This window comes from Mycobacterium sp., from assembly GCF_050701675.1.
GTDB lineage: Bacteria > Actinomycetota > Actinomycetes > Mycobacteriales > Mycobacteriaceae > Mycobacterium.
Genome location: NZ_JBOGDD010001000.1, coordinates 1 through 3,776 on the forward strand (window position 1 = coordinate 1; position 3,776 = coordinate 3,776).

The window sequence follows — 3,776 nt, forward strand, 5'->3', positions numbered from 1 at the left end:
GGCCAACGTCGCGCCGCCGACGAACAACGCGAAGCCGACACCGACCACCACAGCTGTGACGAGAACCAAGACCACCGACAGGCTGATGATCGTGCGCAGATTGCGGCGTATCGCGAGCAATGAGGAACCCAGTGCGGCGTTGTACAGCAACGGCGGCAATATGAAGGTCAGCACGAACTCAGGATCGAGGCTGATATTCGGGCCGGGCAGCAGGGCATAGCCGATGCCGACCAAGGTGAGAAGCGCCGCGGCCGGCAGCCCGCTCCGCTGGCCTATCCAGCGCACCACGACAATCAGTGCGACGGCAGCGAGCACGAACCACAACGCCGTCTCCACCCGCACCGCATCAGTCTGCCCGATATCAGACGCGTGGAGGCGGCGTCGTTCACGGCCGCAGGAGCAGCCGAGCTGACCTTCGGTTCATTGAACCGTGCCTGCGTCACTGGATTGCAGGCGCTGGTATGTGGTGAGCAAAACGGGAATCATGCAGACCGTCACCACAATGCGGGGTGCCGATGCCTACCGAACGACGACTGAGCGCCGCGCCGTCAACGTGCCCCACAGCCCAATCACGTTGGCTCCGAGGCAATTCAGACGGCCGCGGCGAACCGCGTGCACGAGACCCGTAGTAGTCATGGCTTTGGCCTGCCTGGCAAATCAAGGATCAAGGGTTACGTGACGCCGCGGACGCGCCTACTCTCGGCGTTGTTGGTCGGAAGGTTCGCCGAGCCTATCTAAGTAGGGTCGGTCGGGATGGCGCTCGTGAGAGGAATGCGGTTTGTGCCGAACAGTGACAGCGCCGGCCGCGGCGAGAATTCGGTCCAGCACGATGTGCACGGCATCGACAGGAGAAAAGCAATGAGCACCTATACCGTCGGCTACTTCGTCGGCAGCCTCTCCACCCAGTCGATCAACCGGATCCTGTCCAGAGCGCTGATCCGTCTGGCCCCGGAAAGTCTGTCGTTCGTGGAGATTTCGATCAGCGAGCTTCCGTTGTACAACCACGACTTCGATGACGATTACCCACCGCCGGGCCGTGCTCTCAAGGAAGCCATCGCAGCCGTGGACGCCGTACTGTTCGTGACGCCAGAGTACAACCGCGGCATTCCCGGCAGCCTGAAGAACGCCATCGATTGGGCCAGTCGTCCGTGGGGGACGAACTCTTTCGCCCACAAGCCTTCTGCAGTGATCGGAGCATCGCCTGGCAAGATCGGAACGGCTGTCGCGCAACAGAGCTTGCGGAGCGTTCTGGGCTTCTGCGACTCACCACAGATGGGCGCGCCGGAGGCCTACATCCAGTTCACGCCAGGAATGATCACAGACGACGGTGAAGTCGCCGAGCAGGCCACCGAGACTTTCCTTCGCGATTTCATGACGGCGTTCGACGTGTTCGTCACCCGTGTTCTCACTGTTGTCCCGCGAGAGGGTTGAGCGCGCCGAGCGACCCCCGGGTCATCCGCCAAGTATGACCCTCGGTGCCCTCCGAAATCACTTCCTGGACAGGCTCATCCAGCTCCTGGGCTCCGGAGTTCGACGCCATCGGTCCCAGCTTCGACGCTGGGTAGGTGCTACACCGATGCCGGCAACGATTCATCGGTGCATGGGCCCGTATGAATCGCGTGGCATTGATCGTGGTCCTGCCGATCCCGCAGCGTCAAGGTTCGCCACTTCCGAGGCTGGGATTGCCAGCTGACCGACAGTTTCGCCGCGTCGACCGGCCGGGCGGGTCAGCTCTTCAGAATTTCGACACGCACCGTCGGCGAACGGGTCTACCGTCGAAGGCGTGAGCCCGGGAGATGAGGTCAAATGAACAAAGCCGGCGACGATCGACAAGACGAATTCGACGAGCGCGTAATACATGTTGGCGCGGGCTTCACCGAACGGGAGCATCCCTACGTCCGCGAGACGTTGTCGGCGCTTGGGCCACACCTTGGCAGATGGAATGCCGACGATGTCGACGTGGAAGTCTCGTTGCATGATCGCGGCGGCAAGGAACAGAGCGTCACGGTGCGCACGACGCTGCCGGGATTTCCCCCACTGGTGGCAAACGCCGCTGACCAAGACCTGACGCGCGCCCTCGGCGAAGCCAAGCGCGAACTGATCAGTCAGATTGACCGCCACCTGTCAGAGCGTGAGCCGATGAAGAACCGTCGGCTCAGAGAGACGATCAGACATCCGGAGTCGGAAACCGGTCGAGAATAACGAGCGAGGCGGCTTCGGGTCGGCCGCACGGGCAGCAGCCCGATGTCGCGCCGGTGCACCAGTTCGTCACGTCGTGCGTCAATTGCGGTGCGCCTGACTCGTATGGCCGCTTCGTGTGCGCGGCGATAAGAAAAGGAGGACTACCAGCACCTTGCGCTCGCGTCACCCTGCGCGTTTGATGAAATTAACGGGCGCCCATCGTCATCGACGCCCTCTCACGGATGGAGCGTCCCCATGCCGGCTGTGACAACCGATTATCTGAGCGTCCCCCGCCTCGACCACCCGACGGCCGATTCCCGCGAACGGTCCGTGCTGAGCGTGACGACAGCACCGACCGGCCTGGAAGGTGAGGGCTTCCCCGTGCACCGCGCCTTCGCCGGAGTCGCACGCACCGACCTCGATCCGTTCGTCCACATGGATCAGATGGGCGAGGTGCAGTACGCGCCCGGTGAGCCCAAGGGCACGCCGTGGCACCCGCACCGCGGATTCGAAACCGTCACCTACATGATCGACGGCCGCTTCCAGCACCAGGATTCGCACGGAGGCGGCGGAATGATCGAGGACGGCGCCACCCAATGGATGACTGCTGGAGCCGGAATCCTGCACATCGAGACACCGCCCGAGGACTTGGTGGTGTCGGGTGGGTTATTCCACGGCGTGCAACTGTGGGTAAACCTCCCCGCGAAAAGCAAGATGATCGCCCCCGCATACCAGAGCATCGAAGCAGCTGCGGTGACATTGATCGCGTCCGCCGATGCGGGCGCGCTGGTGCGTGTCATTGCCGGCGAAGTGGGTGGACACCACGGGCCAGGGTCGACGCACACGCCCATCACCCTGCTCCACGCGACGATCTCACCCGGGGCGCAGCTGCAATTGCCCTGGAACCCCTCCTTCAACGCACTCATCTACGTTTTGGCAGGGTCCGGTCGCGTCGGCACCGAAGGGCGGCCGATCCACAGCGGCCAGCTGGTGGTGCTCGGGGCCGGCGACTGGTTCGAGGTGCGCGGCGACGATCACCAGGACTCCCGCAGCCCCACCCTCGAGTTGCTCGTGCTGGGCGGTCAACCCATCGGTGAACACGTCGAGGCCTACGGACCGTTCGTCATGAACACCAAAGCTGAACTCGGACAAGCCCTCGAGGACTTTCAGGCTGGCCTGTTCGGCGAGATCCCGCCGAACGCGCTAATGCCCCATGTGCCCGATCCCAGTCCCGTGCGCACCGAAAACACCGGGATCTGAACAACGTGCGAAGTGAAGGTCCCCGGCTTCGGTAGTGGCGCCCGTCAGCGCCGGCAGCGGATCGTCGGCTCCCAGGCCGAGGGGCTGACCGTTGAGACGCACCGTTGGATCATCGAGCTGTTGGCATCGAGGGTGTACCGCTGCGCAGCCATTGGGAGTGCCAACGTACAGGTGCAGTCCCTGCTGGATCGGTACGCCGGAATCCAGCACCGTTGAGCCCATGAACCGATGCCACAGCAGGGCGGCCCAATAGTTGGGCTTTGGGGTGAAGTCGTTTTCGTTCAGCAGCGCGTAGTCGCTGGCGGCCAGCGTGTTGTGCATCACCACCTGCACAC

At 63.4% G+C, this 3,776-nt stretch carries 5 protein-coding genes; 3 read left to right on the top strand and 2 right to left on the bottom strand.

The features are described from left to right. Nucleotides 1–342: cation:proton antiporter domain-containing protein (locus ACRDUX_RS30415; RefSeq protein WP_526419486.1), on the bottom strand; the 342-nt coding region annotated here is incomplete at its 3' end. A gap of 411 nt (nucleotides 343–753) precedes the next feature. Here ACRDUX_RS30415 and ACRDUX_RS30420 point away from each other — a divergent pair. The 3 genes from ACRDUX_RS30420 (at nucleotide 754) to ACRDUX_RS30430 (ending at nucleotide 3,441) form a co-directional block, all read left to right on the top strand. Continuing rightward, a complete protein-coding gene (locus ACRDUX_RS30420) occupies nucleotides 754–1,431 on the top strand; it encodes an NADPH-dependent FMN reductase (RefSeq protein ID WP_526419488.1) in 678 nt (225 codons plus the stop codon). Between the two features lie 375 nt (nucleotides 1,432–1,806). Next, nucleotides 1,807–2,202 (top strand): hypothetical protein, encoded by a 396-nt coding sequence (locus ACRDUX_RS30425; RefSeq protein WP_526419490.1) that lies wholly within the window; start codon nucleotides 1,807–1,809, stop codon nucleotides 2,200–2,202. A 234-nt stretch (nucleotides 2,203–2,436) separates the two neighbouring features. After that, a complete protein-coding gene (locus ACRDUX_RS30430) occupies nucleotides 2,437–3,441 on the top strand; it encodes a pirin family protein (RefSeq protein ID WP_526419492.1) in 1,005 nt (334 codons plus the stop codon). Here ACRDUX_RS30430 and ACRDUX_RS30435 read toward each other — a convergent pair. After that, nucleotides 3,385–3,776: hypothetical protein (locus ACRDUX_RS30435; RefSeq protein ID WP_526419494.1), on the bottom strand; the 392-nt coding region annotated here is incomplete at its 5' end. The genes ACRDUX_RS30430 and ACRDUX_RS30435 overlap by 57 nt on opposite strands.

Bases quoted from the DNA above. Each gene is read 5' to 3' on its own strand.
- ACRDUX_RS30420 (WP_526419488.1), top strand. From the start codon at position 754: ATGGCGCTCGTGAGAGGAATGCGGTTTGTGCCGAACAGTGACAGCGCC.
- ACRDUX_RS30425 (WP_526419490.1), top strand. From the start codon at position 1,807: ATGAACAAAGCCGGCGACGATCGACAAGACGAATTCGACGAGCGCGTA.
- ACRDUX_RS30430 (WP_526419492.1), top strand. From the start codon at position 2,437: ATGCCGGCTGTGACAACCGATTATCTGAGCGTCCCCCGCCTCGACCAC.